Genomic DNA, 24196 nt, shown 5'->3' on the forward strand with positions numbered 1-24196 from the left:
ATTTCATTTTATTTTGGACTACGATGTCCGCATCCTTTAACATGTCAGCCCATGAAGATCACCGCCAACGCCGCCGCCCTGGAAGAACCGGATTGCCCGGAAGACGCCGCCAATGACTCCCCCGACTCGCCCTGCTTCGGCAAGGCGGCCGGCCGCCCGCGCGCGGCCGACAAGGAAGCCCGCCTGCAGTCGCTGCTGCACACGGCGGCCAGACTATTCCTGGAGAAGGGCTACAGCAAGGTCAGCCTGGAAATGATCGCCCGCGAGGCCCACGTCGCCGTGCGCACGATCTATGTCAAGTTTGGCGGCAAGGCCGGGCTGCTGAACGCCGTCATCACCAACGGCCGCGCGCGTTTCTTCGCCGGCATGACGGACATGCAAGCGGATCCGCGGCCGTTCCGCGAAGTGATGGATGATTTCGCGCTGCGCTTCCTTGAGCTGGTGACGGCGCCCGCCTTCGTCAGCCTGCACCGCATGGTGGTGGCCGAGGCCAGGACCACGCCGGAGCTGGCCGACACCTTTTACCAGGCCGGCCCGCTGCGCACCCGCCAGGAGTTGATGCGCTTCTTCAGCCGTCCCGACATCAGCGCCCAGCTGCGTCCGGAGATACCGGTGGAGACGCTGGCGGTGCACATGCTTGCCTGCATCATGGGCGACACCATGGTGCGCATGCTGTTCCCGACCGACCAGCCGCCCACCGTCGAAGAACTGCGCGCCCGCGCCACCCAAGGGCTGGATCTGTTCTTCCGCGCCGTGCTGCGTTAGAAGCTGTGCTTTTTTATCATTTGCTCTATACTGTTTTTTTACCCACGGAGCACACATGAGCAAATCGAATCGACTGGACTGGAGCAGGCAGGTAACGCTCATGAACGAGCGCATTAAAATGTTCCAGGCCAATCCAGGCCAGGAACAGCTCGACGCCGTCATCCAGGAAATGCAAGCCTACGCTGAAGCCGCGCGCAACGGCGGCATCGAAATCCCGACCCGCTTCACCGTCAACTGAAGCACCGCCGGCGCCGCGCGGCTGTTTATTCGGCTGCGTCGATCGCCTTGCGGGCCCAGACCAGCATCTGCTCGGGATCGTCCAGCAGGAACTCCGGCGCCGTATAGAATTTGCGGACCATCACCGTGCCCTTCTTCGTCTCGTAGGAAAACGGCGCCGCGCCTTCGGCCTCGAATTCGGCGCGGGTGACGTCGTTGACGCGCAGGTACAGCGTGCTGCCGATCACCCACGCGAACTGCAGGCCGTGATATTTGAACGCGCGGCCGCCGAAGAACGCACCGTCCGACAGGGCCGCGCCAAGCGGCGCGAATTGCTCGCGCATCCAGCCGACAAATTCGGCGCTGGCCGCCAACTTATTTGCGCGACATCGCGACCAGCGCGTCCAGCACCTGCAAGGTGGCCTGGTCCAGCTGCGGACGCGGAATGCTTCCTGGGTTGCTGGCATCCACCATCGATGGATTGGTCAGGTAGCGGCCGTTGACGATCAGCGTCGGCGTGCTGGTGACTTCATACGTGCTGGCCACGCGGCCGGCGCTTTTCAGCTTGGTGATGACCGAGAACGAGTTGTACATGGCCAGGTATTTATCCTTGTCGACGCCGTTCTTGACCGCCCAATCTACATTGTCCGCATCGCTCTTCAGGCGGCGGCGCTCGACGTGCCAGGTGGTCAGCAACTTGGCGTGCAGCGACTCTTCCAGCTTCATCGCCTCCAGCGTCAGGAACATATGCGCTTCCGGATCGTTCTCGCCGGTCAGCGGCAGGTGGATGCGGCGGAACGTGATGCTGTCGCCCTGCTTCTTCACCCACGCCAGCATGGCCGGCTCCAGCGCGTAGCACGCCGGGCAGTGGTACATGAAGAACTCGATCACTTCGACCTTCTTGCCCTCGGCCAGAACCGGCTGCGGCGTTTTCAGGGTGGTGTACTCGGCGCCGTTCTTCGGCGCGGTGGGCGAGGCGAAGGCGGAACCGGCCAGCAAAGCGGCGGCGGCGACAGCGAGTTTCAGGCGAAGCATGGTTATCCTTTATGAAAAAATCTGCACAGCGAATATAACAGCTTCCATTACTGTGCGGCGGGCGGATTAAGGCTGCATTAAGTCGGCACTAGGGCTCCACCGGCCGCGCCTCCAGACCGGCGATGTCCTTCATCAGCGCGATCAGGCGCTGCGCGCCCAGGCCCAGCGGACGGTCGTTGAGCCACACCACATCCACCCACAGGCGCACCTGGTTGCTCATGTGCGCGAAGCCTATGCCCAGCAGCTCGCCCGCGTCCAGCAGCGGCGCCGCCAGCCGGTGCGGCAGATAGGCCCAGCCGACGCCGGCGCGCACCAGGCTCAGTGTCGCCAGATGGCTGTCGGTGCGCCACAGTTTGCGCGAGATGAGCACGCGCTCGTCCTCGATGCGCGCATCGCGGCTGACGATGGCGATCTGGCGCATGTCGATCAGGTCTTCCAGCCGGAACTGGCCGTTGCGCTCGCGCGCCTGCGGATGCCGCGGCGAGATCACCGCCACCAGCACCTCGCTGCCCAGCTCCTGGAAGCTCTCGCGCTGGTCGATCTGCGGCCGCTCGTAGATCAGCGCCAGTTGCGCGGAACCGTCGTGCAGCATGCGCAGCGCGTCGTTCTGCGGCGCCGACAGCACATCCACCTCCAGCGACGGGAACTCCTCGGCCAGCCGCGCCAGCGGATCGCTCCACGGCGCAGACAGCAGTTCCGGAGCGATGGCCAGCGTCAAGCGCCGCTCCAGTCCCTGATGCAGCGACAGCGCGTGCGCCTGCAGGCGGCGCAGCTGGCCGGCCATCTGCCGCGCTTCCGCCTCCAACGCGCGCGCAGACTCGGTGGGCCGCACCTCGCGCGAGGTGCGATCAAACAGCTGCAAATCGAGTTCCGCCTCCAGGTTGGCGATCGCCATGCTGATGGCCGACGGCACCCGCCCAAGCGCCCGCGCCGCTGCGGAAAAAGAACCGTGATCTAGCACGGCGAGAAAGATGGCGATGTTATCGCTGGAGAAGGCCATGACCCCATGCTGTCAGAAAAACTGATAGCTGTCGACTTTTTCAATCAGAAATTTGCTATTAACATGGTCACCTCGTATTTAGGAGGAAGCATCATGCAAGGATTGAAACGCAAAGTCGTCTACGTATCGCTGTTTGAATTGATCGCCGTGGGTTTGACCAGCAGCGTGCTGGTGCTGCTGATGGGGCATGACGCCGGCCATGCCAGCGTCGCCGCCGTGGCCTCGTCGCTGGTCGCGGTGGTGTGGAACTTCGTCTACAACGGCATGTTCGAAGCTTGGGAAGCGCGTCAGGCGGTGCGAGGCCGCAGCTGGATGCGCCGCGCCGCGCACGCGCTGGGCTTCGAAGGCGGCCTGATAGTGATCCTGGTGCCGCTGTTCGCCTGGTGGCTGGGCATCTCGCTGTGGGAAGCCTTTGTGCTGGACTTGGGGCTGGTGTTATTCTTTATGTTTTATACCTTTCTCTTTAGCCTGGCCTTCGACCGCATCTTCGGACTGCCAGCGTCGGCGCAAGCTTGATTGATCACCCCGGAGTCCACATGGCATTGAAACCGTTCGCGTTCGCAGCACTGGTGTTGGCAATGAGTAGCGCAGGCGCAGCAACGCTGTCGCCGGTCGAGCAGAAGATCGTCGCCGAGGTCAAGGCGCATTCGGAGCAAGGCTTGCAGCTGCTGGAGCGCTCGGTGAACATCAACAGCGGCACCATGAACCACGAGGGTGTGCGCGAAGTCGGCAAAGTGTTTCGCGAGCAGTTCGACCAGCTGGGCTTCACCACCCGCTGGATCGACATGCCGCCCGCCGTCAAGCGCGCCGGCCACCTGCTCGCCACGCGCGAGGGCAAGCAGGGCAAGCGCCTGCTGCTGATCGGCCATCTGGATACCGTGTTTGAAAAGGACAGCCCGGTGCAGCTGTGGAAGCGCGATGGCGCCCGCGTGCGCGGCCAGGGCGTCAACGACATGAAGGGCGGCGACGTGATCATCATTGAAGCGCTGCGCGCCTTGCAGCGCGTGGGTGCGCTCGATAACACCACCATCACCGTCATGTTCAGCGGCGACGAGGAGAACGCCGGCGACCCGGTCGAGATCTCGCGCTCCGACATGGTCGCCGCAGCCAAGCGCAGCGACATCGCACTGGCCTTCGAAGCCACTGTGCGCGACAAGAGCGGCAAGGACACCGGCACCATCGGCCGCCGCGCCTCGTCGTCGTGGGATCTGGAAGTGAAAGGCAAACAAGGCCACTCCAGCGGCATCTTCACCGAGAGCGCCGGCTATGGCGCGGTGTACGAAGCGGCGCGCATCGTCGACGGCTTCCGCCAGCAGGTGATCGAGCCTGACCTGACCTTCAGCCCCGGTTTGATCTTGGGCGGCACCGATGTCAGCCTCGACGCCATCGGCTCGAAAGGCCAGGCCGCCGGCAAGGGTAACGTGATCGCGCGCACCGCCACCGTGCATGGCGACCTGCGCTACCTGACCTACGAACAGCGCGACCGCGCGCACGCGAAGATGAAGGCCATCGTCGCGCAGAACCTGCCGGGCACCAGCGCCAGCATCAGCTTCCATGAATCGTATCCACCGATGTCGCCGACCGCCGGCAACCTGGCCGTGCTGAAGACCTATTCGCAAGCCAGCAGCGACGCCGGTCTCGGCGAGATCCCCGCCCTGCCGCCGGGCCAGCGCGGCGCCGGCGACGTGCAGTTCGTCGCCCCGCTACTCGACAGTCTGGACGGCCTGGGCGCCACCGGCAACGGCAGCCACTCTCCGGACGAGGACCTGGAAATCGCCTCCATCGAACGGGCCACCATCCGCACCGCGATCCTACTGTACCGCCTCACACGCTAAAGATCAAACCCGGCGGCGCCACTGCCCCACCCATCAGCGTGCCTCGACGGTGCGCTTCATCGCATCCAGCCCCTGCTCTATCATGGTAGCGATGGCGGGTGCCATGCTGTCGGGCAGCAGGTCGGCGATCCACACCAGCCGGCTGCCGTGCGCACCTTCGCCGAAGACCTGCGCGGAGGCGTTGTGATGGATCAGCCGTCCACCCGCTGCCGACCAGACCACGCGGTGGTCTTCATCGCTGACGGTGACGATCACTTCCCGCACCGTCATGCCGTTGGCAAAGGTCACCATGCGCGCCGCGCCGTCCGGCTCCAATTTGCAATCGGTGACGAAGCCCTTCACCAGCCGAGTATGCAACGCGCCCACGTCGCGCAGCGCATTCCACAGCTGCTCCGGCGGGACGCCAATGTCGATTTCCTTGCGTATCGATGCCATATCACTCTCCGTCATGCGGCGAGCCTCAGACCTGCCAAGGCGACGTCATAAGTCTAGCACCCCTAAGTAGAAACTTGTCGCGAGCTTCGGGAGACTTTAGCCGACCAACGCACCCATCGCCAAGGCGGCCAGCAGGCCCAGAGCGGCGATCAATCCATAAGCGATCAGCGCCAGCATGGCGGCGCCCTTGGCCGCCAACGGCTCGCCGTCGGCCGTGCGCGCACGCGGCGCCAGGTACCACGCGCCGATGCCAACCTGGATCACCATGCCGGCGGCAATCGATACCAGCAGCGGAATTGCGTTGCCCGACAAGCGATTCAGCAGCGTGCCGGCGCCCAGCACCATCAACAGAATCAGGCTGAAGATGCAGGCGTCGCGCCAACTCAAGAGCGCACGCTTGTACAGGAAGGCCGCGAGCTTGACGAGGCTGGTGTACAGCGCGATCGACAGCAGCAGCGGAATGAACGACAGTATTGAAGACATCTTGAAAGCCTATAAAAAAACCGGGAACAAGTCCCGGTTTTGTGATGCTACGTTGCTTAGCGCTTGCGTGGCGGAGGCAGGTCGGTGCAGACGCCTTCGTACACTTCGGCGGCCATGCCGATCGACTCGCCCAAGGTCGGGTGCGGGTGGATCGTCTTGCCGATGTCGGTGCCGTCGCAACCCATCTCGATCGCCAGCGCGATCTCGCCAATCATGTCGCCGGCGTGCGTGCCGACGATGGTGCCGCCGATGATGCGGTGCGTTTCAGCGTCGAACAGCAGCTTGGTGAAGCCTTCGGCGCGGCCATTGGCCACGGCGCGACCACTGGCTGCCCAAGGGAAGTGGCCCTTCTCGACCTTGATGCCCTTGGCTTTCGCTTCGTCTTCGGTGATGCCGGCCCATGCCACTTCAGGATCGGTGTAGGCCACCGACGGAATCACCTTCACATCGAAGTGCGACTTCTGGCCCGCTGCAGCTTCCGCCGCCACGTGGCCTTCGTGCACCGCCTTGTGCGCCAGCATAGGCTGGCCCACCAGATCGCCGATGGCGAAGATGTTCGGCACGTTGGTGCGCATCTGGCTATCGACCGGGATGAAGCCGCGATCGGACACGATCACGCCAGCCTTGTCGGCGGCGATCTTCTTGCCGTTCGGGCTGCGGCCCACTGCGACCAGCACCAGATCGTAGACCTGCGGCGCTGGCGCGGTGGCGCCGGCTTCCGCCGCTTCGAAGGTGACTTTGATCCCTTCCGGCAGCGCTTCAACGCCGACCGTCTTGGTCTTGGTCATGATGTTGTCGAAGCGCTTCTCGTTGAACTTCTGCCAGACCTTGACCGCATCGCGGTCGGCGCCCTGCATCAAGCCGTCCATCATTTCGACCACGTCGATGCGCGCGCCGAAGGTCGAGTACACGGTGGCCATTTCCAGGCCGATAATGCCGCCGCCGATAACCAGCATGCGTTTCGGGATCTGGCGCAGTTCCAGCGCGCCGGTCGAATCGACGATGCGTGGATCTTCAGGCACGAACGGCAGCTTCACCACGGCCGAACCGGCAGCGATGATGGCCTGCTTGAACTGCACCACTTTCTTGGTGCCGTCGCCGGCCGTGACTTCGATGTGGTTCGCGCTCAGGAACTGGCCGACACCGGTGACGACTTGCGTCTTGCGTGCCTTGGCCATGCCGGCCAGGCCGCCGGTCATGTTCTTGATGACGCCTTCCTTGTACTTGCGTACCTGGTCGATGTCGATGGTCGGCTTGGCGAAGGTGACGCCGGTGTTGGACATGTGCGAGGTTTCGTCGATCACGGATGCCACGTGCAGCAGCGCTTTCGACGGAATGCAACCAACGTTCAGGCACACGCCGCCCAGCGTTTCGTAACGCTCGACGATCACGGTGTTCAGGCCCAGGTCCGCGGCGCGGAACGCGGCGGAGTAACCGCCAGGACCGCCGCCCAGCACCATCATGTCGCAGTCGATGTCGACCTGGCCGGCATAGCTGCCACCGGCTGGTGCGGCGATCGGCGCGGCTGGCGCAGCAGGTGCTGCGGCCGGAGCCGGAGCTGCTGCGCCAGCAGGCGCCGGCGCGGCGACCGGAGCGGCAGCTGCGGAACCGGCGGCTTCTTCAACCACCAGCATCAACGAGCCTTCCTTGACCTTGTCGCCAACCTTGACCTTGATTTCCTTGACCACGCCAGCGTGCGAGGATGGAACCTCCATGCTGGCCTTGTCCGATTCAACGGTGATCAGCGACTGGTCGGCCTTGATCGTATCGCCAACCTTGACCATCACCTCGATCACTTCAACTTCTGCGAAGTCGCCGATGTTCGGCACTTTCACTTCTGTGCTCATAGTCGCTCCTTACAGCAGAATTTTGCGCATGTCGCCGAGCACTTCGCTCAGGTACACGGAGAAGCGAGCACCCATCGCGCCGTCGACCACGCGGTGGTCGTAGGACAGCGAGGTACCCATCATCAGGCGAGGCTGGAATGCCTTGCCGTCCCACACCGGCTTGATCGATGCCTTGGAAAGGCCAAGGATCGCCACTTCCGGCGCGTTGACGATAGGCGTGAAGTGCGTGCCGCCGATGCCGCCCAGCGACGAGATGGTGAAGCTGGCGCCTTGCATGTCGGTCGGTTTCAGCTTGCCTTCGCGCGCTTGCAGCGACAACTCGGTCATTTCGCGGGCGATCTGCGAGACCGATTTCTGGTCCGCGCCTTTGATCACAGGTACCACCAGGCCGTTCGGCGTATCGGCCGCGAAGCCGATGTTGTAGTACTGCTTGAGGATCAGGTTTTCACCCTTCTCATCCAGCGACGCGTTAAACGCCGGGAATTTCTTCAGCGCTGCGACCGATGCCTTGATGACGAAGGCCAGCATGGTCAACTTGGCCGCGTCCTTGTTCTTGGCGTTGGCGTTGTTGGTCTCGACGCGGAACGCTTCCAGGTCGGTGATATCGGCATCGTCGAACTGCGTGACGTGCGGGATCATGACCCAGTTGCGGTGCAGGTTAGGACCGCTGATTTTCTTGATGCGCGACAGCGGCAGCAATTCGGTCGGACCGAATTTGCTGAAGTCGATCACCGGCCATGGCAGCACGCTCATGCCGCCGTTGCCGCCGGCTGGAGCCGAAGCGCCGGCAGGTGCGGCGGTGGTGCCAGCCATCACGCCCTTGACGTAGTTCTGCACGTCCAGCTGGGTGATGCGGCCTTTAGGACCGGAGCCCGGCACTTTGCCGAGATCCACACCCAGTTCGCGGGCGAACTTGCGGATCGACGGCGATGCGTGCGCCAGCTTGCCTGTTTGGACCGAGCCTTGCGACGCGGCCGCAACGGCGGCAGGAGCAGCAGGTGCCGGCGAAGGCGCAGCGGCGGCTGGAGCGGTAGCAGGTGCGGCAGCGGCAGCAGGTGCAGCAGCAGCAGCAGCAGCAGCAGCGCCGCCCGTAGCTTCCACCACCAGCACGACGGTACCCATGGCAACCTTGTCGCCAACCTTGATCTTCACTTCCTTCACCACACCAGCGTGCGACGAAGGGATTTCCATGCTGGCCTTGTCCGATTCAACGGTCAGCAGCGACTGATCGACCTTGATCGTGTCGCCAACCTTGACCATCACTTCGATGACTTCAACTTCCTTGAAGTCGCCGATGTCCGGCACCTTGACTTCGACCGGACCGGCCGAAGCTGCGGGAGCCGGTGCAGGTGCGGCGGCAGCGGCAGCGGCAGGCGCCGGTGCTGGAGCCGCAGCGGCTGGCGCAGGTGCGGCAGCGGCAGCAGGAGCTGCGGCGCCAGCGCCATCAGCTTCCAGCAACAGCAGCAAGGAACCCATCGCCACCTTGTCGCCGACCTTTACCTTGATTTCCTTGACCACGCCAGCGGCGGACGAAGGAATCTCCATGCTGGCCTTATCCGATTCAACGGTAATCAGCGACTGGTCTACTTTAATCGTATCGCCTACTTTGATCATCAGCTCGATGATTTCAACTTCCTTGAAATCGCCGATATCCGGGACTTTAACTTCCACAATGCTCATAGCGTTTGCTCCGTTTCTTTTCTCTTAGCGGATTATTGGGTCACCGGATTTGGCTTGTTGGCGTTCAGGCCGTACTTGACGACTGCCTGCTCCACCACCTTCGCGTCGATCTTGCCTTCTTCCGCCAGCGATTTCAGCGCAGCGACCGTGATGTAGTAACGGTTCACTTCGAAGAATTCACGCAGCGCGGCGCGGGTGTCCGAACGGCCGAAACCATCGGTGCCCAGCACGCGGTAGGTGCGGTCTTTAGGAATGAAGGCGCGGATCTGCTCAGCAAACGCACGCATGTAATCGGTCGTCGCGACGATAGGGCCGCTGGTATCCTTCAGCAGCTGCGCCACGTACGGCACGCGTTGTTCCTTGGTCGGGTTGACCAGATTCCAGCGCTCTGCGTCCTGGCCGTCGCGGGCCACCAGCGTCAGCGACGGAGCGGACCACACGTCGGCGGCGATGTTCCAGTCGTTCTTCAGCAGTTCGGCCGCGAAGATCGATTCGCGCAGGATGGTGCCGGAACCGATCAGCTGCACGCGCTGCTTGGCTTTCTCGTCGCCTTTCTGCAGCAGGTACATGCCCTTCAGGATGCCCTCTTCCTGGCCAGGCTTGATGCCTGGGTGCGGGTAGTTCTCGTTCATGATGGTGATGTAGTAGAACACATCTTCCTGATTTTCCACCATGCGGCGCAGGCCATCCTGAACGATCACGGCGATTTCGTGGCCGAAGGTCGGATCGTAAGGCATGCAGTTCGGTACAGCCGCTGCGAACAGGTGGCTATGGCCGTCTTCGTGCTGCAGGCCTTCGCCGTTCAGCGTCGTGCGGCCGGCGGTGCCGCCCATCAGGAAGCCACGGGCGCGCATGTCGGCGGCGGCCCATACCAGGTCGCCGATACGCTGCATGCCGAACATCGAGTAGTACGTGTAGAACGGGATCATCACGCGGTTGTTGGTCGAGTACGAGGTCGCTGCGGCGATCCACGAGCTCATACCACCGGCTTCGTTGATACCCTCTTGCAGGATCTGGCCGGCCTTGTCTTCGCGGTAGTACATGACCTGGTCTTTATCGACCGGCTCATACAACTGGCCCTGCTGGTTGAAGATACCAACCTGGCGGAACAGGCCTTCCATACCGAAGGTACGCGACTCGTCGACCAGCACCGGCACGATACGCTGGCCCAGGCTAGGATCTTTCAGCAGCGTGGTCAGGATACGGACGAAGGTCTGGGTGCTCGATACTTCGCGGCCTTCGGCGGTCGCATCCAGCACGTTCTGGAAGGCGCTCAGTGGCGGCACAACCAGCTTCTCGTCTGCTTTCATGCGGCGGGCCGGCAGGTAGCCGCCCAGCGCGGCGCGGCGCTCGTGCAGGTACTTGATTTCCGGCGCGTCGTCGGCAGGCTTGTAGAACGGGATGTCGGCCAGCTGGTCGTCCGGAATAGGGATCGAGTAGCGGTCGCGCATTTCGCGCACGGCTTCGTCGGTCAGCTTCTTGGTGTTGTGCGCGGTGTTGCGCGCTTCGCCGTGCTTGCCCATGCCGAAGCCCTTGATGGTTTTCACCAGCAGGACGGTCGGTTGGCCTTTGTGTTCCTGTGCGACCTTGAAGGCGGCGTAGATCTTGTGCGGATCATGGCCGCCGCGGGTCAGGCGCCAGATGTCGTCGTCGGTCATGTTGGCGACCATCTCCAGCAGCTTAGGGTGCTTGCCGAAGAAGTGCTTGCGCACGTAGGCGCCGTCTTTTGCCTTGTAGTTCTGATATTCGCCGTCGATGGTTTCCATCATCACTTTGCGCAGGATGCCGTCTTTGTCCTGCTTCAGCAGCGCGTCCCAACCCGGGCCCCAGATGACTTTGACGACGTTCCAGCCGGCGCCGCGGAAGTCCGCTTCCAGCTCTTGAATGATCTTGCCGTTGCCGCGCACCGGACCGTCCAGGCGTTGCAGGTTGCAGTTGACGACGATGACCAGGTTGTCCAGGTTCTCGCGCGCAGCCATGCCGATGGCGCCCAGCGATTCCGGTTCGTCCATCTCGCCGTCGCCGCAGAATGCCCAGACTTTACGGTCGGTGGTGTCGGCGATCGAGCGCGCGTGCAGGTACTTCAGGAAGCGTGCCTGGTAGATCGCCATCAACGGGCCCAGGCCCATCGACACGGTCGGGAACTGCCAGAAGTTCGGCATCAGTTTCGGGTGCGGATACGAGGACAGGCCCTTGCCGTCGACTTCGCGACGGTAATGGGTCAGCTGCTCTTCGCTCAGGCGGCCTTCGAGGAAGGCGCGGGCGTACACGCCCGGCGAGGAGTGGCCCTGGATGTACAGCAGGTCGCCGCCGTGGTTTTCGCTCGGCGCTTTCCAGAAGTGGTTGAAGCCGATGCCCAGCATGTTGGCCAGCGAGGCGAACGAGGACAGGTGGCCACCGAGGTCGCCGTCGACGCGGTTGGCCTTGACGACCATCGCCATGGCGTTCCAGCGCATCCACGAGCGCAGCTTCTCTTCGTATTCCAGGTTGCCTGGGCAATGGGTTTCGAGATGGGCGGGGATGGTGTTGACGTAAGCGGTATTGGCGGAGAACGGGATGTCCGAGCCGCTTTGGCGGGCCAGGTCGATCAGGCGTTCCATCAGGTAGTGAGCACGTTCAGGGCCCTCTTGTTCCAGCACTGCAGCCAGTGCGTCCAACCATTCTTTGGTTTCTTGCGAATCAGGGTCGGTGTTTGCCGTTACCTGGTCAAGTTGAGCTGACATGTATTAAGTCTCCTGAGTTTGAGTGCTGAACTAACGCTGATTATTTACCAATACTTCAATGCCGTGTGCGATTCTAACAGCACTTTTCCGCTTTTTCAAATTACGATACGTCATTTCGTATTGTGAAATCACCCCATGAGAATCTTGTGCGCCGCAGCATCACAAAACGACCGTAAACGAGGCGCGGGGCGCGCTGCGGCTTTATAATCCTGCTTTCCTCTCCAACCTGGTTAAATCATGCCTGCTCAACTGATCGACGGAATCGCCCTCTCCCAAAAACTGCGCGCGGAAATTGCTGCACGTGCTGCCGCCCTCACCGCCCAAGGCAAACAGCCCGGCTTGGCCGTGATCATCGTCGGCGACGACCCGGCCAGCCACGTGTACGTGCGCAACAAGGTCAAGGCTTGCGAGGACGCCGGTTTCTATTCGTTGAAGGACCAGTACCCTGCCGACCTGAGCGAAGCCGCGCTGCTGGAGCGTATCGCCGCGCTGAACGCCGATCCGGCCATCCACGGCATCCTGGTGCAAATGCCGCTGCCTAAGCACATCGACCCGCACAAGGTCATCGAAGCGATCTCCACCAAGAAGGACGTGGACGGTTACTCGGTGCTGAGCGCCGGCGAGCTGATGGCCGGCCTGGACGGTTTCCGTCCGTGCACGCCGTACGGCTGCATGAAGCTGATCGAAAGCACCGGCGTCGACCTGCGCGGCAAGCACGCGGTCGTCATCGGCCGCAGCAACACCGTCGGCAAGCCGATGGCGCTGCTGCTCTTGCAAGCCAACGCCACCGTCACCATCTGTCATAGTGCGACGCCGGACCTGGGCCTGTACACCCGCCAGGCCGACGTCGTTGTGGCCGCAACCGGCCGCCGCAATACTCTGACCGCTGATATGGTGAAGCCGGGCGCGATCGTGATCGACGTCGGCATCAACCGTGACGAAGCGGGCAAGCTGTGCGGCGACGTCGATTTCGCCGGCATCAAGGAAGTGGCATCGCACATCACGCCGGTACCAGGCGGCGTGGGCCCGATGACCATCACCATGCTGCTGATGAACACCGTCGAAGCGGCCGAGCGTACTTAACCCGACAAGTCGGGGTCTGACCCCGCATGGGGTCAGACCCCTGTCGCCGCCGTGCGGGGTGAACGATTCCCGCGAGCGTACGTAACCATTATTGGAACTGATATGACTACAGATAACCCGCTTCTCGACTTTTCCGGCCTGCCGCGTTTCGATGCGATCAAGCCCGAGCACGTCACCCCGGCCATCGACGAGCTGCTGGTCAAGAGCCGCGCCGTGGTCGAGCAACTGGAAGCGCCGTCCGAGCAGGTGACGTGGGATAACTTCGTCACCCCGCTGGAAAACGCCACCGAGCTGCTGGGCCGCGCATGGGGCATCGTCAGCCATCTGAACAATGTGGTCGATACGCCCGAGTTGCGCGCCACCTACAACGACAACCAGCCGAAAGTGACCGAGTTCTGGACCGCGCTGGCCCAGAACGAGGAGCTGTTCGGCAAGTACAAGGCGCTGCGCGCATCGGCCGGTTTCGACAGCCTGTCGCCGGCCCGCAAGCGCATCATCGACAACGCGATCCGCGATTTCCGCATGGGCGGCGCAGAACTGCCCGCCGATAAAAAAGAACGCTTTGCCGACATCCAGGAAGAACACGCGTCGGTCTCGACCCGCTTCTCCGAAAACGTGCTCGACGCCACCAACGACTACAAGCTGCTGGTAACCGACGAAGCCGACCTGGCCGGCCTGCCCGCCGATGTGAAAGCCGCCGCGCGCGCCGCCGCCGAAAAGGAAAACAAGCAGGGCTACGAATTCTCGCTGCACTTCCCGTCCTACTTCCCCATCCTGCAATTCGCCGACAAGCGCGAGCTGCGCGAAACCATCTACCGCGCCAACGCCACCAAGGCTTCCGAGCAGGGCGATGTGTTCAGCAAGAAGGAAGAGTGGGACAACACGCAAAACATCGTCACGCTGCTGAAGCTGCGCGACGAGGAAGCCAAGCTGCTGGGCTACAAGAACTTCGCCGAGGTATCGCTGGTGCCGAAGATGGCGCAATCGCCCGACCAGGTGATCGCCTTCCTGGAAGACCTGGCCAAGCGCGCGCGCCCGTTCGCCGAGCAGGACCTGGCCGAACTGAAAAAATTCGCACAGGAAGAACTGGGCATAGCCGAACTGAAGGCCTGGGACATTCCATACGCCTCCGAAAAACTGCAGGAGCGCCGCTACGCCTTCTCGGCGCAGGAAGTGAAGCAGTACTTCCCTGAGCACAAAGTGGTCGACGGCCTGTTCCGCCTGATCCAGAACCTGTTCACCGTCGAGATCAAGCCGGACGACGCGCCGGTCTGGCACAAGGACGTGCGCTTCTTCCGCATCGAGCGCAACGGCAAGCTGATCGGCCAGTTCTACCTCGACCTGTACGCGCGCGCCGGCAAGAGCGGCGGCGCCTGGATGGACGACGCCCGCGGCCGCCGTGCCGAGGAAGAGAAAGTCCAAACCCCGGTCGCCTACCTGACCTGCAACTTCACCGAGCCTGCGGTGGTGGACGGCGTTGCACAGCCGTCGCTGTTCACGCACGATGAAGTGATCACGCTGTTCCACGAATTCGGCCACGGCCTGCACCACATGCTGACGCAGGTGGACGAGCTGGGCGTATCCGGCATCTCCGGCGTCGAGTGGGATGCGGTGGAACTGCCGTCGCAATTCATGGAGAACTTCTGCTGGGAATGGGAAGTGCTGGAACACATGACCTCACACGTGAGCACCGGCGAAGCGCTGCCGCGCGCGCTGTACGACAAGATGCTGGCCGCGAAGAATTTCCAGTCCGGCCTGCAGACCTTGCGCCAGGTGGAATTCTCGCTGCTGGACATGCACCTGCACTACGACTACGACGCCAGCACCGGCAAGACCGTGCAGCAGTTGATCGACGAAGTGCGCGCCAAATTCGCGCTGATCATTCCGCCGGCGTTCAATCGCTTCCAGAACTCCTTCGGCCACATTTTCTCCGGCGGCTACGCGGCGGGCTACTACAGCTACAAGTGGGCCGAGGTGCTGTCGGCCGACGCCTACGCCGCGTTCGAAGAAGCCAAGGCGCTGGGCCCGGAAGCCACCACCGAAACCGGCAAGCGCTATCTGCAGGAGATCCTGTCGGTAGGCGGCTCGCGGCCTGCGCTGGAATCGTTCACGGCCTTCCGTGGCCGCGAGCCCAGCATCGACGCGCTGCTGCGTCACAGCGGCATGGCGGCCTGATCATGAAGCGGCTGGCCGTCTTCGCCACCGCGCTGCTGTGCCTCGGCACGGCCAGCGCCCAGGTGTACAAATGGGTCGACGACAAGGGCGTGACCCACTACAGCGACCAGCCGCCACCGCCGTCGGCGCCGACCAAAACAAAAGTCGAAGTGAAATCGTTTTCCACCGGTGGAGCTTCGGTGGAGTTGCCGCAGGAACTGGCCGACGCCGTGCGCAATCGCCCGGTCACGCTGTACACCACGGCCCAGTGCGATGGTTGCGACAACGCCCGCGCCATGTTGATGGCGCGCGGCATTCCTTTCAATGAAAAAACCATTACTTCGGTGGACGACCAGTTCGCACTGAAGAAGGCAGGCGGCAACGGCCAACTGCCATTGTTGCTGGTCGGCCGCAGCAAGCTGACCGGCTTCGAGCAAAACAGCTGGGACGTGTTGTTGAGCGACGCCGGCTATCCGCTGGAAAAACGCTTGCCACCGAATTATCAATATCCGGCGCCGGTTTCCGCCGCGCCGCCGCCAGCGCCGCCAGTCGAAGCGGCGCGCCCCGTCGAGGAGCTGGCCAAGCCTCTGCCACCGGTCAATGCGCCGCCCGGCTTCCAGTTCTAGAATTAGCGTTCGGTAGCAACATCGGTGCCAGCGCCAAAAATAATTTTCGAATAAACTGGAATCAGGCAGCACCTCGCTGCATGCACTTCCCCTCTACAGAACAGATCAAAACAGCTATGACACGCATCGATTTCCACACCAACGTGCCGGACAAAGTCGCCTACGCCTGCCGCCTCGTGCGCAAGGCCTGGGGGGCGAACAAACGCGTGGTGCTAATGGCAGACGATGAGGCGCAACTGGCAGAACTTAACGCGGCGATGTGGACATTTTCCGCCACCGACTTCCTGCCCCATGTGCTCGCTGGCGACGCCCTCGCCGCGCACACGCCAATCATTCTCACGGACAACGATGAGGCAGAATTACCACACAAAGAATTATTGGTAAATTTGTCGCGCCGCGAGCCTTCCGGGGTCGCGCAATTCGAGCGCATGATCGAAGTAATTTCCTCCGATGAGGATGACGCGGCCGCAGGCCGCAAGCGCTATGTCGCATACAAGCAGCAAGACTATCCACTTACCCACTTTGTCACAGGAAAATCATGAGCCAAGCCCAATCGTTTGACGCCAGTATCCCTGTATTGACGGAAGTCCTGAAGGCCGAGCCGCTGGGCGATGAACTGCTGCCCGGCGAGGCCGCTTCCGGTACCCGCTCCACCTTGTCCAAGCGCGCCGAAATGGCGGCCGAGCTGGAAGCCGACGCCATCGACAACTGGAGCGATGCCGAATGGGCGATGATGGAGCATCGCCTGTCCGAACGCATCATGCACCAGCTGCAATCGCGCGTCGATTTCGTGCTGGAGCAGCGCATCAAGGACTGCATGGCCGAAGTCCTGACCCACGCCCTGCACGGCCTGACCAACGAAATCCGCATCGGCCTGCACGACACCATCGAGAAAATCGTCGCCCGCGCCGTTTCGCAAGAGCTGACGCACTTGCAGGCCAAAAAGTAACAATCCCCCTCCCCGGTCCGCGCCCGCTTGGTGCGTGGACCGCACTCTTCCAGCGCAGGGCCGCCTCAAAACCGGGAAATGCGGACACTACGCCGTCTCAAAACCTGGAAGCGCCATTTAAAAGTGCGAAACCCAGCGAATCTCCCTTTGCGTAAAGAATAATTTGTTGTACCTTTTGGCCTTGCAGAAAAAATTCTGCGGCGTTCATGAGACACCGTCGCTTATTCAACCACTGGAGAATGCATATGCAGTTCAAGACCAAATTCATTCCACTCGCCATCGCACTGGCTTTTGCTGGCAGCGCCGGCGCGCAAGAAGTGATCAAGATCGGCCACGTCGCGCCGGTCTCCGGTCCGTCCGCGCACCTGGGCAAGGACAATGAAAACGGCGCCAAGATGGCCGTCGAAGAATTGAACGCCAAAGGCATCAAGATCGGCGGCAAGCCGGTCAAGTTCGTCCTCGTGCTGGAAGACGACGGCGGCGATCCGAAACAGGGCACGGCGGTCGCGCAGAAGCTGGTCGACGCCAAAGTCAACGGCGTGATCGGCCACCTGAACTCCGGCACCACCATCCCCGCTTCGAAGATTTACTTCGACGCCGGCATCCCGGAAATTTCGCCAGCCACCACCCAGACCAAATATACGCAGCAAGGCTTCAACTCGGTGTTCCGCGTGGTCGCCAATGACGCCAAGCTGGGCGGCACGCTGGGCGGCTATGCAGTCAACAAGATGGGCGTGAAGAAGATCGCCGTCATCGACGACCGCACCGCCTACGGCCAGGGCGTGGCGGAAGAGTTCATCAAGGGCGCCAAGAAAGCGCTGCCGGGTGTGCAAATCGTCGGCAAGGAATTCACCACCGACAAGGCCACCGACTTCAACGCCATCCTGACCACCATCAAGGGCAAGAATCCCGACCTGATCTTCTTCGGCGGCATGGACTCGGTAGGCGGCCCGCTGCTGCGCCAGATGAAGGCGCTGGGCATCCAGGCCAAGTACATGGGCGGCGACGGCCTGTGCACCGAATCGCTGCCTAAGCTGGCCGGCGCCGACGCGGTCAAGGTCGTCACCTGCGCCGAAGCCGGCGGTGTGCCGCCTGAGCTGCAAAAGAACATGGACGACTTCCATGCGCGCTACAAGAAGAAGTACAACATGGACGTGCAACTGTACGCGCCATACGTGTACGACTCGGTCATGACGATGGCTGCCGCGATGCAGGCCGCAAACTCTGCTGAGCCTGCCAAGTACCTGCCGTTCCTGCAAAAGATCAAGTATCAGGGCGTGACCGGCCTGATCGAGTTCGATGCCAAGGGCGACATCAAGGATGGTTCGCTGACCATGTACAACTACAACAACGGCACCAAGACCATTACTTCGGTCATCAAGTAAGTTTAATAAAAAAGCCCCGTCGGCCTGAACGCGCTCAAGATCGCGCTCAGTGCAGACGGGGCTTTTTTTGATTCTACTGCGGCGCTGATTACTTCTGCGCCAGCACCCATTTCACCAGGGTTTTCGCTTCAGCATCGGTCACTTGCGGATTGGCTGGCATCGGGATCGCGCCCCAGGCGCCGGAACCGCCCTTCATCACTTTGGTGACCAGCTTGGCTTCAGCGTCTTTCTGGCCGGCGTACTTGGCGGCGACATCCTTGTAGGCAGGGCCGACCAGCTTGGTGCTCACGGCGTGGCATGCCAGGCAGTTCTTGGCTTTTGCCAGGTCCATGCCCGCGTCCGCCATCGCGGCTTGCGACGCGAATGCCGATGCGACCACCATGCCAACCATCATCAAATTACGTTTCATTGTCTTCTCCAGGTAAGTGCTACTCAATTCTGCCAACAATTCTACCGTGTTTTCCCAGTGCACATTAAACGCCATACCGCATATGCCCGTTGACCAATAATAGAATATTGCTGCCCGTAAAGCCATTTTCTTTGTAAGATGACGTAACTGGAGGAACACATCATGCCTATCATCTTGGTGATCTTGGCCCTGTGCGGGCTGCGGTATTTTGAAGTGTGGAAGTTCGCCCTGCTGTCCTGGTGGTGGATTATCGGGCTGATGGTGTTCGCCTTCGTGTGGTTCGAGTTCCTGGAGCCGATGCTGGGCCTGGACAAGCGCAAGGCGCACGACGAAGACGAAAAGCGCCGGAAGGCGCGCGTGAAGCAGAATTTCGACAAGAAATAGCAGTCACCCCGCACTGCGGCCGAAGGGGGCATCTCGCACTGCGAGATGCGGGCGCAGCCCTCCCCTGACCCCGTACGGGGTCAGACCCCAGCCTCAGGGTGAGGGGTCAGCGCTTGATCTGCGACAGATCGCGCACCGCGCCACGGTCGGCCGACGTCGTCAGCGCCGCGTATGCTTGCAGCGCCTGCGACACGTAGCGCTGGCGGTTGACCGGCTTCCACGCCGCATCGCCCTTGGCTTCCATGGCCGCGCGACGCGCCGCCAGGTCCGCATCGCTGATGCGCAGGTTGATGGTGCGGTTCGGGATATCGATATCGATCATGTCGCCCTCTTCCACCAGGCCGATCGCGCCGCCTTCCGCCGCTTCCGGCGAAGCATGACCGATCACCAGTCCCGACGAACCGCCCGAGAAGCGGCCATCCGTCAGCAGCGCGCAGGCTTTGCCCAGGCCCTTGGACTTGATGTACGAAGTCGGATACAGCATCTCCTGCATGCCAGGGCCGCCCTTCGGACCTTCGTAGCGGATGATGACCACATCGCCTTCATGCACGGTATCGCCAAGGATGCCCTCAACCGCAGCGTCCTGGCTCTCGAACACGCGCGCCTTGCCGCTGAATTTCAAAATGCTTTCATCGACGCCGGCCGTCTTCACGATGCAGCCGTTCTGCGCCAGGTTGCCGTACAAGACAGCCAGGCCGCCGTCCTGCGAATAGGCGTGCGCCTTGTCGCGGATGCAGCCGGTGCTGCGGTCGGTGTCCAGCGCGTCGTAGCGTTCCGATTGCGAGAACGCCGTCTGCGTCGGCACGCCGCCAGGCGCGGCGCGGAACAGCTGGTGCACGGCCGGATCGTCGCTGCGCTTGATGTCGTTGCGTTCGATCGCATCGCCCAAGGTTGGCGCGTGAATGGTCGGCAGCGAGGTATCGAGCAAACCGGCGCGCGCCAGTTCGCCCAGGATCGCCACGATGCCGCCGGCGCGGTGCACGTCTTCGATGTGGTACTTGTCGGTCATCGGCGCGACCTTGCACAGGCATGGCACCTTGCGCGAGATGCGGTCGATGTCCTTCATGTCGAAGTCCACTTCCGCTTCGTGCGCGGCGGCCAGCAAGTGCAGCACGGTGTTGGTGGAACCGCCCATCGACACATCCAGCGCCATCGCATTTTCAAACGCAGCCTTGCTGGCGATGGAACGCGGCAGCACCGAGTAGTCATCCTGCTCGTAGTGGCGCTTGGCCAGTTCGACGATCAAACGGCCGGCGCGCAGGAACAGCTGCTCGCGGTCGGAGTGGGTGGCGACGATGGTGCCGTTGCCCGGCAGCGCCAGGCCCAACGCCTCGGTCAGGCAGTTCATCGAGTTCGCGGTGAACATGCCGGAGCACGAACCGCAGGTAGGGCATGCCGAACGTTCGATCTCGGCGACGTCCGCATCGCTGACCGACTGGTCGCCGGCCTTGATCATGGCGTCGACCAGATCGAGCTTGATGATCTTCTGTTTGCCGTCGACCACCTTGATCACCTTGCCCGCCTCCATCGGGCCGCCGGAGATGAACACCACCGGAATGTTGAGGCGCATCGCGGCCATCAGCATGCCCGGCGTGATCTTGTCGCAGTTGGAGATGCAGACCATCGCATCGGCGCAGTGGGCGTTGACCATGTACTCGACCGAGTCGGCGATCAGGTCGCGCGACGGCAGCGAGTACAGCATGCCGCCGTGGCCCATGGCGATGCCGTCATCGACGGCGATGGTGTTGAATTCCTTGGCCACGCCGCCGGCCTTCTCGATCTCGCGCGCCACCAGCTGGCCCAGGTCCTTCAGGTGCACGTGGCCCGGCACGAACTGCGTGAACGAGTTCACCACAGCGACGATAGGTTTGTCGAAGTCGCCGTCCTTCATGCCGGTCGCGCGCCACAGGGCGCGGGCGCCGGCCATGTTGCGGCCGTGGGTGGTGGTGCGGGAACGGTATTGCGGCATGATGTTTCTCCAATGATAAAGGCGGGCTTAAGACCGCTGTCGTAGCATGACAGATTGCCTTTCCCCTGCCCCGGTGTCAAATATAGTATTTTCGACTCTGTGAGTCGTATAAAATATCACTGGTAAAAATTTCAATAGTAAACAATATGAACCTGGAACTGCGGCAACTGCGCTATTTCGTCACCGTCGCCGAGGAACTCCACTTCGGCAAGGCGGCGCTGCGCCTGCACATGACGCAGCCACCGCTGTCGCAGACGATACAGGCGCTGGAAGAGCTGCTGGGCGCCTCGCTGTTCGAGCGCAACCGCCGTGGCGTGGCGCTGACGCCCGCCGGCCTGGCGCTGCTGCCGGAAGCGCGCCGCATACTGGCGCAATCGCAGGAACTGCCGCAGCTGGTGCAGCGCGCCGCCGCCGGCGAGGTGGGCAGGCTGACGCTGGCCTTCATCTCTTCGGCCGACTACAGCGTGCTGCCGCCCTTCCTGCGCGCCTACCGCGCCGCGTATCCACAAGTGCAGATCACGCTGCAGGAAGCCACGTCGGATCTGCAACTGGACGACCTGCTCAACAACCGTATCGACGCCGGCCTGCTGATCCCACCGCTGCCGGACAAGGCCAAACTGGAGCTGGACTACCTGCCGGTGCTGAGCGAGCCTCTGGTGCTGGCCCTGCCGGCCGGCCTGCTGAAGAAGCAAGGCAAGCTGGCATTGGCCTCCCTGCCGCCGCTACCGTTGATCGTCTTCCCGCGCGCGATCTCGCCAGCCTTGTACGACGCCATCCTGTCGGTGTTCCGCGACGCCGGCATCACGCCGGAGATAGGCCAGCAGGCGATCCAGATGCAGACCATCGTCAGCCTGGTGTCGGCGGGCATGGGCATGGCGCTGGTGCCGCAGTCCGTGTCCAACCTGATGCGGACCGGGGTAGAATACCGGGCGCTGCGCGACGCCACGCCGCTGGTGGAAACCGGCCTGGCCTGGCGGCGCGACAATGCCTCGCCGGTGCTGCGCGGCTTTTTGGAATTATTAAGAAAGAACACCCTATGCTGATACACCCGATGCCCGACCCGATCGCCCTGCAACTGGGGCCGGTGGCGATCCACTGGTACGGATTGATGTACGTCCTCGCCTTCGCCATGTTCATCACGCTGGGGCGCGTGCGCATCAAGCAGCCGCACATCGCCGCGCAGGGGTGGCGCAAGGAAGACCTGGACGACATGCTGTTCTACGGCATGCTGGGCGTGGTGATCGGCGGCCGCATGGGCGAGGTGCTGTTCTACCGTCCTGGCTATTTCTTCGCCAATCCGATCGAGATCTTCAAGGTCTGGCACGGCGGCATGTCCTTCCACGGCGGCTTCCTCGGCGTGCTGATCGCGATGGCCGTGTGGGCGCGCAAGAGCGGCCGCAATCTGCTGGACGTGTACGACTTCATCGCGCCACTGGTGCCGCTGGGTTATGCCGCCGGCCGCCTGGGCAACTTCATCAACGCCGAACTGCCGGGCCGCGTGGTCAGCGATCAATCGCTGCCGTGGGCGATGCTGTGGCCGGATACGAACTATCCGCTGTCGCCGAATCCCGTGTTCCTGCAAGGCTTGCGCCATCCGTCGCCGCTCTATCAGCTGTTGATTGACGGCCTGGTGGTATTCATCATCCTGTGGCTGTACGCGCGCAAGGAGCGTCCGCGCCTGGCGGTCGGCGCGACGTACACGCTGCTGTACGGCTGCGCGCGATTCTTCACCGAATACTTCCGCACGCCGGACTGGGAGACCACCTTCCTCGGCATGCCGATCACCTCGGGCCAGGTGCTGTCGCTGCCGATGATCATCGGCGCACTGGCGATGCTGGCATGGGCCTACACGGTCAAACAGAAAGGCCGCGCCCCAGTCTTACGCTAAGGCCTTGCGCAGCATGTAGGCCGCCAGGCCGTAGAGCACGACCGCGAAGATTTTCTTGAGGGTCTGCACCGGCAGCTTATGTGCGGTGCGGGCGCCCAGCGGCGCCAGTGTTACGCTGGCCGCCGCGATCACCAGCAACGCCGGCAGGTAGATGAAGCCCAGCGAGTATTCGGGCAGGTCCGGCGTGCCCAAGCCATAGTAGATATTCGACAGCGTGCCCGCCAGCGCGATCGGAAAGCCCAGCGCGGCGCTGGTCGCCACCGCGTTCTGCATCCTGACGTTACACCAGGTCATGAACGGAATCGACAGGAAGCCACCGCCCGCACCCAGCAAGCCCGCCACCAGGCCGATGACGCCACCGGCGCCGAACATGGCTGCGTTCCCCGGCAGGCCGCGCTGCGCAACGCCTTCCACAACCACCGCCTTTTTACCGAACAGTATCTGTGTCGCGGAGAAGCCCAGGAACACGCAGAACAAAATCGCCTGCCCCGCAGGACTCATTTGCTTGGCGATCCAGGGCCCGCACCAGGCGCCGAGCAATATGCCCGGCGACAGCAGCAGCGCCACCCGCCACAACACCGCACCATGCAGATGATGCGCGCGCACCGACGACATCGACGTGAACAGGATCACGCCCAGCGATGTCGCCACCGCCATATGGATGTTCACGCTGTCGGGAAAGCCCTTGGCGCTGAAGATCATCGTGATGAACGGCACCAGTATCATGCCGCCGCCTATACCCAACAGGCCCGCCAGGAAGCCGCCCACGGCCCCCATCAGCAGCAAGACCAGTACCAGGCCGATATCCATCAAGCGCCTTTCTTGAGCAGCTTGACGATGGTGTTCCACTGCGCCGCCGTCACCGGCGTGATCGACAGACGGCTGCCTTTTTGCAGCACCACCATATCCTCCAACGCCGGTATGGTGCGCATCTCGGCCAGCGGCAGCAGCCGCGTTTTCTGCGTGCCCTGCACATCGACCGAGATCCAGCGCGGCTGCTCCGGCGTGGCCTTGGGATCGTAGTACTTGCTGTCCTTGTCGAATTGCGTGGCGTCGGGATAGGCGCCTCCCACCACCCTCGCCAGGCCGGCAATGCCGGGCTCCGGACAACTTGAATGGTAGAACAGCACGCCGTCGCCGTCCTGCATGCCATCGCGCATGAAGTTGCGCGCCTGGTAGTTGCGCACGCCGAACCACGGCGTGGTCTGATCGGGCGACGCCATGACGTCGTCGATGCTCACTTCATCAGGCTCGGATTTCATCAACCAATATTGCATGGAGCGACTCCCAATAAAAACGTCCAGACGAAAAAAAGCGGCTGCGCACTCAC

The 24196-nt window shown here is 62.5% G+C and carries 25 protein-coding genes; 13 read left to right on the forward strand and 12 right to left on the reverse strand.

Features of this window, described 5'->3' with window-relative positions; all coding sequences use genetic code 11:
• Window positions 1-51: 51 nt before the first annotated feature.
• Together RUGAMON1_RS23345 and RUGAMON1_RS23350 are read left to right on the forward strand one after the other, a co-directional pair.
• On the forward strand, window positions 52-765 hold the full coding sequence (locus RUGAMON1_RS23345) for a TetR/AcrR family transcriptional regulator (protein WP_445232778.1): 714 nt from the start codon (window positions 52-54) through the stop codon (window positions 763-765).
• A gap of 55 nt (window positions 766-820) precedes the next feature.
• Window positions 821-1003, forward strand: a complete 183-nt coding sequence (locus RUGAMON1_RS23350) for a hypothetical protein (protein ID WP_147328111.1) — start codon at window positions 821-823, stop codon at window positions 1001-1003.
• Between the two features lie 25 nt (window positions 1004-1028).
• On the opposite strand, the gene RUGAMON1_RS23355 is transcribed toward RUGAMON1_RS23350, so the two are convergent.
• The 3 genes from RUGAMON1_RS23355 to RUGAMON1_RS23365 form a co-directional block, all read right to left on the reverse strand.
• Window positions 1029-1355, reverse strand: a complete 327-nt coding sequence (locus RUGAMON1_RS23355; RefSeq protein ID WP_445232779.1) for a TfoX/Sxy family protein — start codon at window positions 1353-1355, stop codon at window positions 1029-1031.
• A gap of 1 nt (window position 1356) precedes the next feature.
• Window positions 1357-2016, reverse strand: coding sequence for a thiol:disulfide interchange protein DsbA/DsbL (locus tag RUGAMON1_RS23360; RefSeq protein ID WP_445232780.1), 660 nt, complete (start codon window positions 2014-2016; stop codon window positions 1357-1359).
• A gap of 88 nt (window positions 2017-2104) precedes the next feature.
• The gene (locus tag RUGAMON1_RS23365) at window positions 2105-3016 is read right to left on the reverse strand and encodes a LysR family transcriptional regulator (RefSeq protein WP_445232781.1); all 912 of its coding nucleotides are present in this window, start codon (window positions 3014-3016) and stop codon (window positions 2105-2107) included.
• A 93-nt stretch (window positions 3017-3109) separates the two neighbouring features.
• Between RUGAMON1_RS23365 and RUGAMON1_RS23370 the strand changes: the two genes are divergently transcribed.
• Together RUGAMON1_RS23370 and RUGAMON1_RS23375 are read left to right on the forward strand one after the other, a co-directional pair.
• Window positions 3110-3532 carry a PACE efflux transporter gene (locus RUGAMON1_RS23370; protein WP_445232782.1) on the forward strand — a complete coding sequence of 141 codons (423 nt, stop codon included), beginning with the start codon at window positions 3110-3112 and terminating at the stop codon, window positions 3530-3532.
• Window positions 3533-3552: 20 nt separating this feature from the next.
• Complete coding sequence (locus RUGAMON1_RS23375; protein WP_445232783.1) at window positions 3553-4851, forward strand: M20/M25/M40 family metallo-hydrolase; 1299 nt, start codon at window positions 3553-3555, stop codon at window positions 4849-4851.
• Between the two features lie 33 nt (window positions 4852-4884).
• On the opposite strand, the gene RUGAMON1_RS23380 is transcribed toward RUGAMON1_RS23375, so the two are convergent.
• From RUGAMON1_RS23380 to aceE, 5 genes are all read right to left on the reverse strand, one after another.
• Window positions 4885-5286 (reverse strand): SRPBCC family protein, encoded by a 402-nt coding sequence (locus RUGAMON1_RS23380; RefSeq protein WP_445232784.1) that lies wholly within the window; start codon window positions 5284-5286, stop codon window positions 4885-4887.
• Between the two features lie 96 nt (window positions 5287-5382).
• Entirely contained in the window at window positions 5383-5769 is a 387-nt protein-coding gene (locus tag RUGAMON1_RS23385) for a hypothetical protein (RefSeq protein WP_445232785.1), read from the reverse strand.
• Between the two features lie 56 nt (window positions 5770-5825).
• On the reverse strand, window positions 5826-7616 hold the full coding sequence (gene lpdA / locus RUGAMON1_RS23390; protein ID WP_445232786.1) for a dihydrolipoyl dehydrogenase: 1791 nt from the start codon (window positions 7614-7616) through the stop codon (window positions 5826-5828).
• Between the two features lie 9 nt (window positions 7617-7625).
• Complete coding sequence (aceF, locus tag RUGAMON1_RS23395) at window positions 7626-9296, reverse strand: dihydrolipoyllysine-residue acetyltransferase (protein ID WP_445232787.1); 1671 nt, start codon at window positions 9294-9296, stop codon at window positions 7626-7628.
• Window positions 9297-9328: 32 nt separating this feature from the next.
• Complete coding sequence (gene aceE / locus RUGAMON1_RS23400) at window positions 9329-12019, reverse strand: pyruvate dehydrogenase (acetyl-transferring), homodimeric type (protein WP_445232788.1); 2691 nt, start codon at window positions 12017-12019, stop codon at window positions 9329-9331.
• A 237-nt stretch (window positions 12020-12256) separates the two neighbouring features.
• Between aceE and folD the strand changes: the two genes are divergently transcribed.
• From folD to RUGAMON1_RS23430, 6 genes are all read left to right on the forward strand, one after another.
• A complete protein-coding gene (gene folD / locus RUGAMON1_RS23405; RefSeq protein WP_445232789.1) occupies window positions 12257-13102 on the forward strand; it encodes a bifunctional methylenetetrahydrofolate dehydrogenase/methenyltetrahydrofolate cyclohydrolase FolD in 846 nt (281 codons plus the stop codon).
• Between the two features lie 102 nt (window positions 13103-13204).
• The gene (locus RUGAMON1_RS23410) at window positions 13205-15277 is read left to right on the forward strand and encodes a M3 family metallopeptidase (RefSeq protein WP_445232790.1); all 2073 of its coding nucleotides are present in this window, start codon (window positions 13205-13207) and stop codon (window positions 15275-15277) included.
• Between the two features lie 2 nt (window positions 15278-15279).
• Window positions 15280-15882: a DUF4124 domain-containing protein gene (locus tag RUGAMON1_RS23415; protein ID WP_445232791.1), complete on the forward strand. Its 603-nt coding sequence runs from the start codon at window positions 15280-15282 to the stop codon at window positions 15880-15882.
• Window positions 15883-15998: 116 nt separating this feature from the next.
• Entirely contained in the window at window positions 15999-16424 is a 426-nt protein-coding gene (locus RUGAMON1_RS23420; protein WP_445232792.1) for a DNA polymerase III subunit chi, read from the forward strand.
• On the forward strand, window positions 16421-16831 hold the full coding sequence (locus RUGAMON1_RS23425; RefSeq protein WP_116990532.1) for a DUF2486 family protein: 411 nt from the start codon (window positions 16421-16423) through the stop codon (window positions 16829-16831). The genes RUGAMON1_RS23420 and RUGAMON1_RS23425 overlap by 4 nt, the downstream gene beginning before the upstream one ends.
• A 245-nt stretch (window positions 16832-17076) precedes the next feature.
• Window positions 17077-18216 (forward strand): branched-chain amino acid ABC transporter substrate-binding protein, encoded by a 1140-nt coding sequence (locus RUGAMON1_RS23430; RefSeq protein WP_445232793.1) that lies wholly within the window; start codon window positions 17077-17079, stop codon window positions 18214-18216.
• An 88-nt stretch (window positions 18217-18304) separates the two neighbouring features.
• Here the strand turns inward: RUGAMON1_RS23430 and RUGAMON1_RS23435 are convergent, their stop codons facing one another.
• Window positions 18305-18625, reverse strand: a complete 321-nt coding sequence (locus tag RUGAMON1_RS23435; protein WP_217942150.1) for a c-type cytochrome — start codon at window positions 18623-18625, stop codon at window positions 18305-18307.
• 162 nt (window positions 18626-18787) lie between these two features.
• On the opposite strand from RUGAMON1_RS23435, the gene RUGAMON1_RS23440 reads away from it, so the two are divergent.
• Entirely contained in the window at window positions 18788-19009 is a 222-nt protein-coding gene (locus tag RUGAMON1_RS23440; RefSeq protein ID WP_332853173.1) for a TIGR04438 family Trp-rich protein, read from the forward strand.
• Between the two features lie 106 nt (window positions 19010-19115).
• Here RUGAMON1_RS23440 and ilvD read toward each other — a convergent pair whose 3' ends face one another.
• On the reverse strand, window positions 19116-20978 hold the full coding sequence (gene ilvD, locus RUGAMON1_RS23445) for a dihydroxy-acid dehydratase (RefSeq protein ID WP_332853174.1): 1863 nt from the start codon (window positions 20976-20978) through the stop codon (window positions 19116-19118).
• Between the two features lie 146 nt (window positions 20979-21124).
• Between ilvD and RUGAMON1_RS23450 the strand changes: the two genes are divergently transcribed.
• Together RUGAMON1_RS23450 and lgt are read left to right on the forward strand one after the other, a co-directional pair.
• A complete protein-coding gene (locus RUGAMON1_RS23450; RefSeq protein WP_445232794.1) occupies window positions 21125-22021 on the forward strand; it encodes a LysR family transcriptional regulator in 897 nt (298 codons plus the stop codon).
• Window positions 22015-22866, forward strand: a complete 852-nt coding sequence (gene lgt, locus RUGAMON1_RS23455) for a prolipoprotein diacylglyceryl transferase (protein WP_445232795.1) — start codon at window positions 22015-22017, stop codon at window positions 22864-22866. Before RUGAMON1_RS23450 ends, lgt begins: the two co-directional genes overlap by 7 nt.
• On the opposite strand, the gene RUGAMON1_RS23460 is transcribed toward lgt, so the two are convergent.
• Together RUGAMON1_RS23460 and RUGAMON1_RS23465 are read right to left on the reverse strand one after the other, a co-directional pair.
• A complete protein-coding gene (locus RUGAMON1_RS23460) occupies window positions 22858-23676 on the reverse strand; it encodes a sulfite exporter TauE/SafE family protein (protein ID WP_445232796.1) in 819 nt (272 codons plus the stop codon). The two genes, lgt and RUGAMON1_RS23460, sit on opposite strands and share 9 nt — an antisense overlap.
• A complete protein-coding gene (locus RUGAMON1_RS23465) occupies window positions 23676-24143 on the reverse strand; it encodes an EVE domain-containing protein (RefSeq protein WP_445232797.1) in 468 nt (155 codons plus the stop codon). Before RUGAMON1_RS23465 ends, RUGAMON1_RS23460 begins: the two co-directional genes overlap by 1 nt.
• Window positions 24144-24196: the final 53 nt, after the last annotated feature.

The sequence above is a fragment of the Duganella rhizosphaerae genome, from assembly GCF_040364205.1.
GTDB lineage: Bacteria > Pseudomonadota > Gammaproteobacteria > Burkholderiales > Burkholderiaceae_D > Rugamonas > Rugamonas rhizosphaerae.

Coding starts and splice junctions, on each gene's coding strand:
- RUGAMON1_RS23415 (WP_445232791.1), top strand. CDS start 15,280: ATGAAGCGGCTGGCCGTCTTCGCCACCGCGCTGCTGTGCCTCGGCACG.
- RUGAMON1_RS23440 (WP_332853173.1), top strand. CDS start 18,788: ATGCCTATCATCTTGGTGATCTTGGCCCTGTGCGGGCTGCGGTATTTT.
- RUGAMON1_RS23385 (WP_445232785.1), bottom strand. CDS start 5,769: ATGTCTTCAATACTGTCGTTCATTCCGCTGCTGCTGTCGATCGCGCTG.
- lpdA (WP_445232786.1), bottom strand. CDS start 7,616: ATGAGCACAGAAGTGAAAGTGCCGAACATCGGCGACTTCGCAGAAGTT.
- RUGAMON1_RS23430 (WP_445232793.1), top strand. CDS start 17,077: ATGCAGTTCAAGACCAAATTCATTCCACTCGCCATCGCACTGGCTTTT.
- RUGAMON1_RS23345 (WP_445232778.1), top strand. CDS start 52: ATGAAGATCACCGCCAACGCCGCCGCCCTGGAAGAACCGGATTGCCCG.
- RUGAMON1_RS23450 (WP_445232794.1), top strand. CDS start 21,125: ATGAACCTGGAACTGCGGCAACTGCGCTATTTCGTCACCGTCGCCGAG.
- RUGAMON1_RS23460 (WP_445232796.1), bottom strand. CDS start 23,676: ATGGATATCGGCCTGGTACTGGTCTTGCTGCTGATGGGGGCCGTGGGC.
- RUGAMON1_RS23410 (WP_445232790.1), top strand. CDS start 13,205: ATGACTACAGATAACCCGCTTCTCGACTTTTCCGGCCTGCCGCGTTTC.
- RUGAMON1_RS23365 (WP_445232781.1), bottom strand. CDS start 3,016: ATGGCCTTCTCCAGCGATAACATCGCCATCTTTCTCGCCGTGCTAGAT.
- RUGAMON1_RS23420 (WP_445232792.1), top strand. CDS start 15,999: ATGACACGCATCGATTTCCACACCAACGTGCCGGACAAAGTCGCCTAC.
- RUGAMON1_RS23375 (WP_445232783.1), top strand. CDS start 3,553: ATGGCATTGAAACCGTTCGCGTTCGCAGCACTGGTGTTGGCAATGAGT.
- RUGAMON1_RS23350 (WP_147328111.1), top strand. CDS start 821: ATGAGCAAATCGAATCGACTGGACTGGAGCAGGCAGGTAACGCTCATG.
- RUGAMON1_RS23435 (WP_217942150.1), bottom strand. CDS start 18,625: ATGAAACGTAATTTGATGATGGTTGGCATGGTGGTCGCATCGGCATTC.
- aceF (WP_445232787.1), bottom strand. CDS start 9,296: ATGAGCATTGTGGAAGTTAAAGTCCCGGATATCGGCGATTTCAAGGAA.
- lgt (WP_445232795.1), top strand. CDS start 22,015: ATGCTGATACACCCGATGCCCGACCCGATCGCCCTGCAACTGGGGCCG.
- aceE (WP_445232788.1), bottom strand. CDS start 12,019: ATGTCAGCTCAACTTGACCAGGTAACGGCAAACACCGACCCTGATTCG.
- RUGAMON1_RS23425 (WP_116990532.1), top strand. CDS start 16,421: ATGAGCCAAGCCCAATCGTTTGACGCCAGTATCCCTGTATTGACGGAA.
- ilvD (WP_332853174.1), bottom strand. CDS start 20,978: ATGCCGCAATACCGTTCCCGCACCACCACCCACGGCCGCAACATGGCC.
- RUGAMON1_RS23360 (WP_445232780.1), bottom strand. CDS start 2,016: ATGCTTCGCCTGAAACTCGCTGTCGCCGCCGCCGCTTTGCTGGCCGGT.
- RUGAMON1_RS23465 (WP_445232797.1), bottom strand. CDS start 24,143: ATGCAATATTGGTTGATGAAATCCGAGCCTGATGAAGTGAGCATCGAC.
- RUGAMON1_RS23380 (WP_445232784.1), bottom strand. CDS start 5,286: ATGGCATCGATACGCAAGGAAATCGACATTGGCGTCCCGCCGGAGCAG.
- folD (WP_445232789.1), top strand. CDS start 12,257: ATGCCTGCTCAACTGATCGACGGAATCGCCCTCTCCCAAAAACTGCGC.
- RUGAMON1_RS23370 (WP_445232782.1), top strand. CDS start 3,110: ATGCAAGGATTGAAACGCAAAGTCGTCTACGTATCGCTGTTTGAATTG.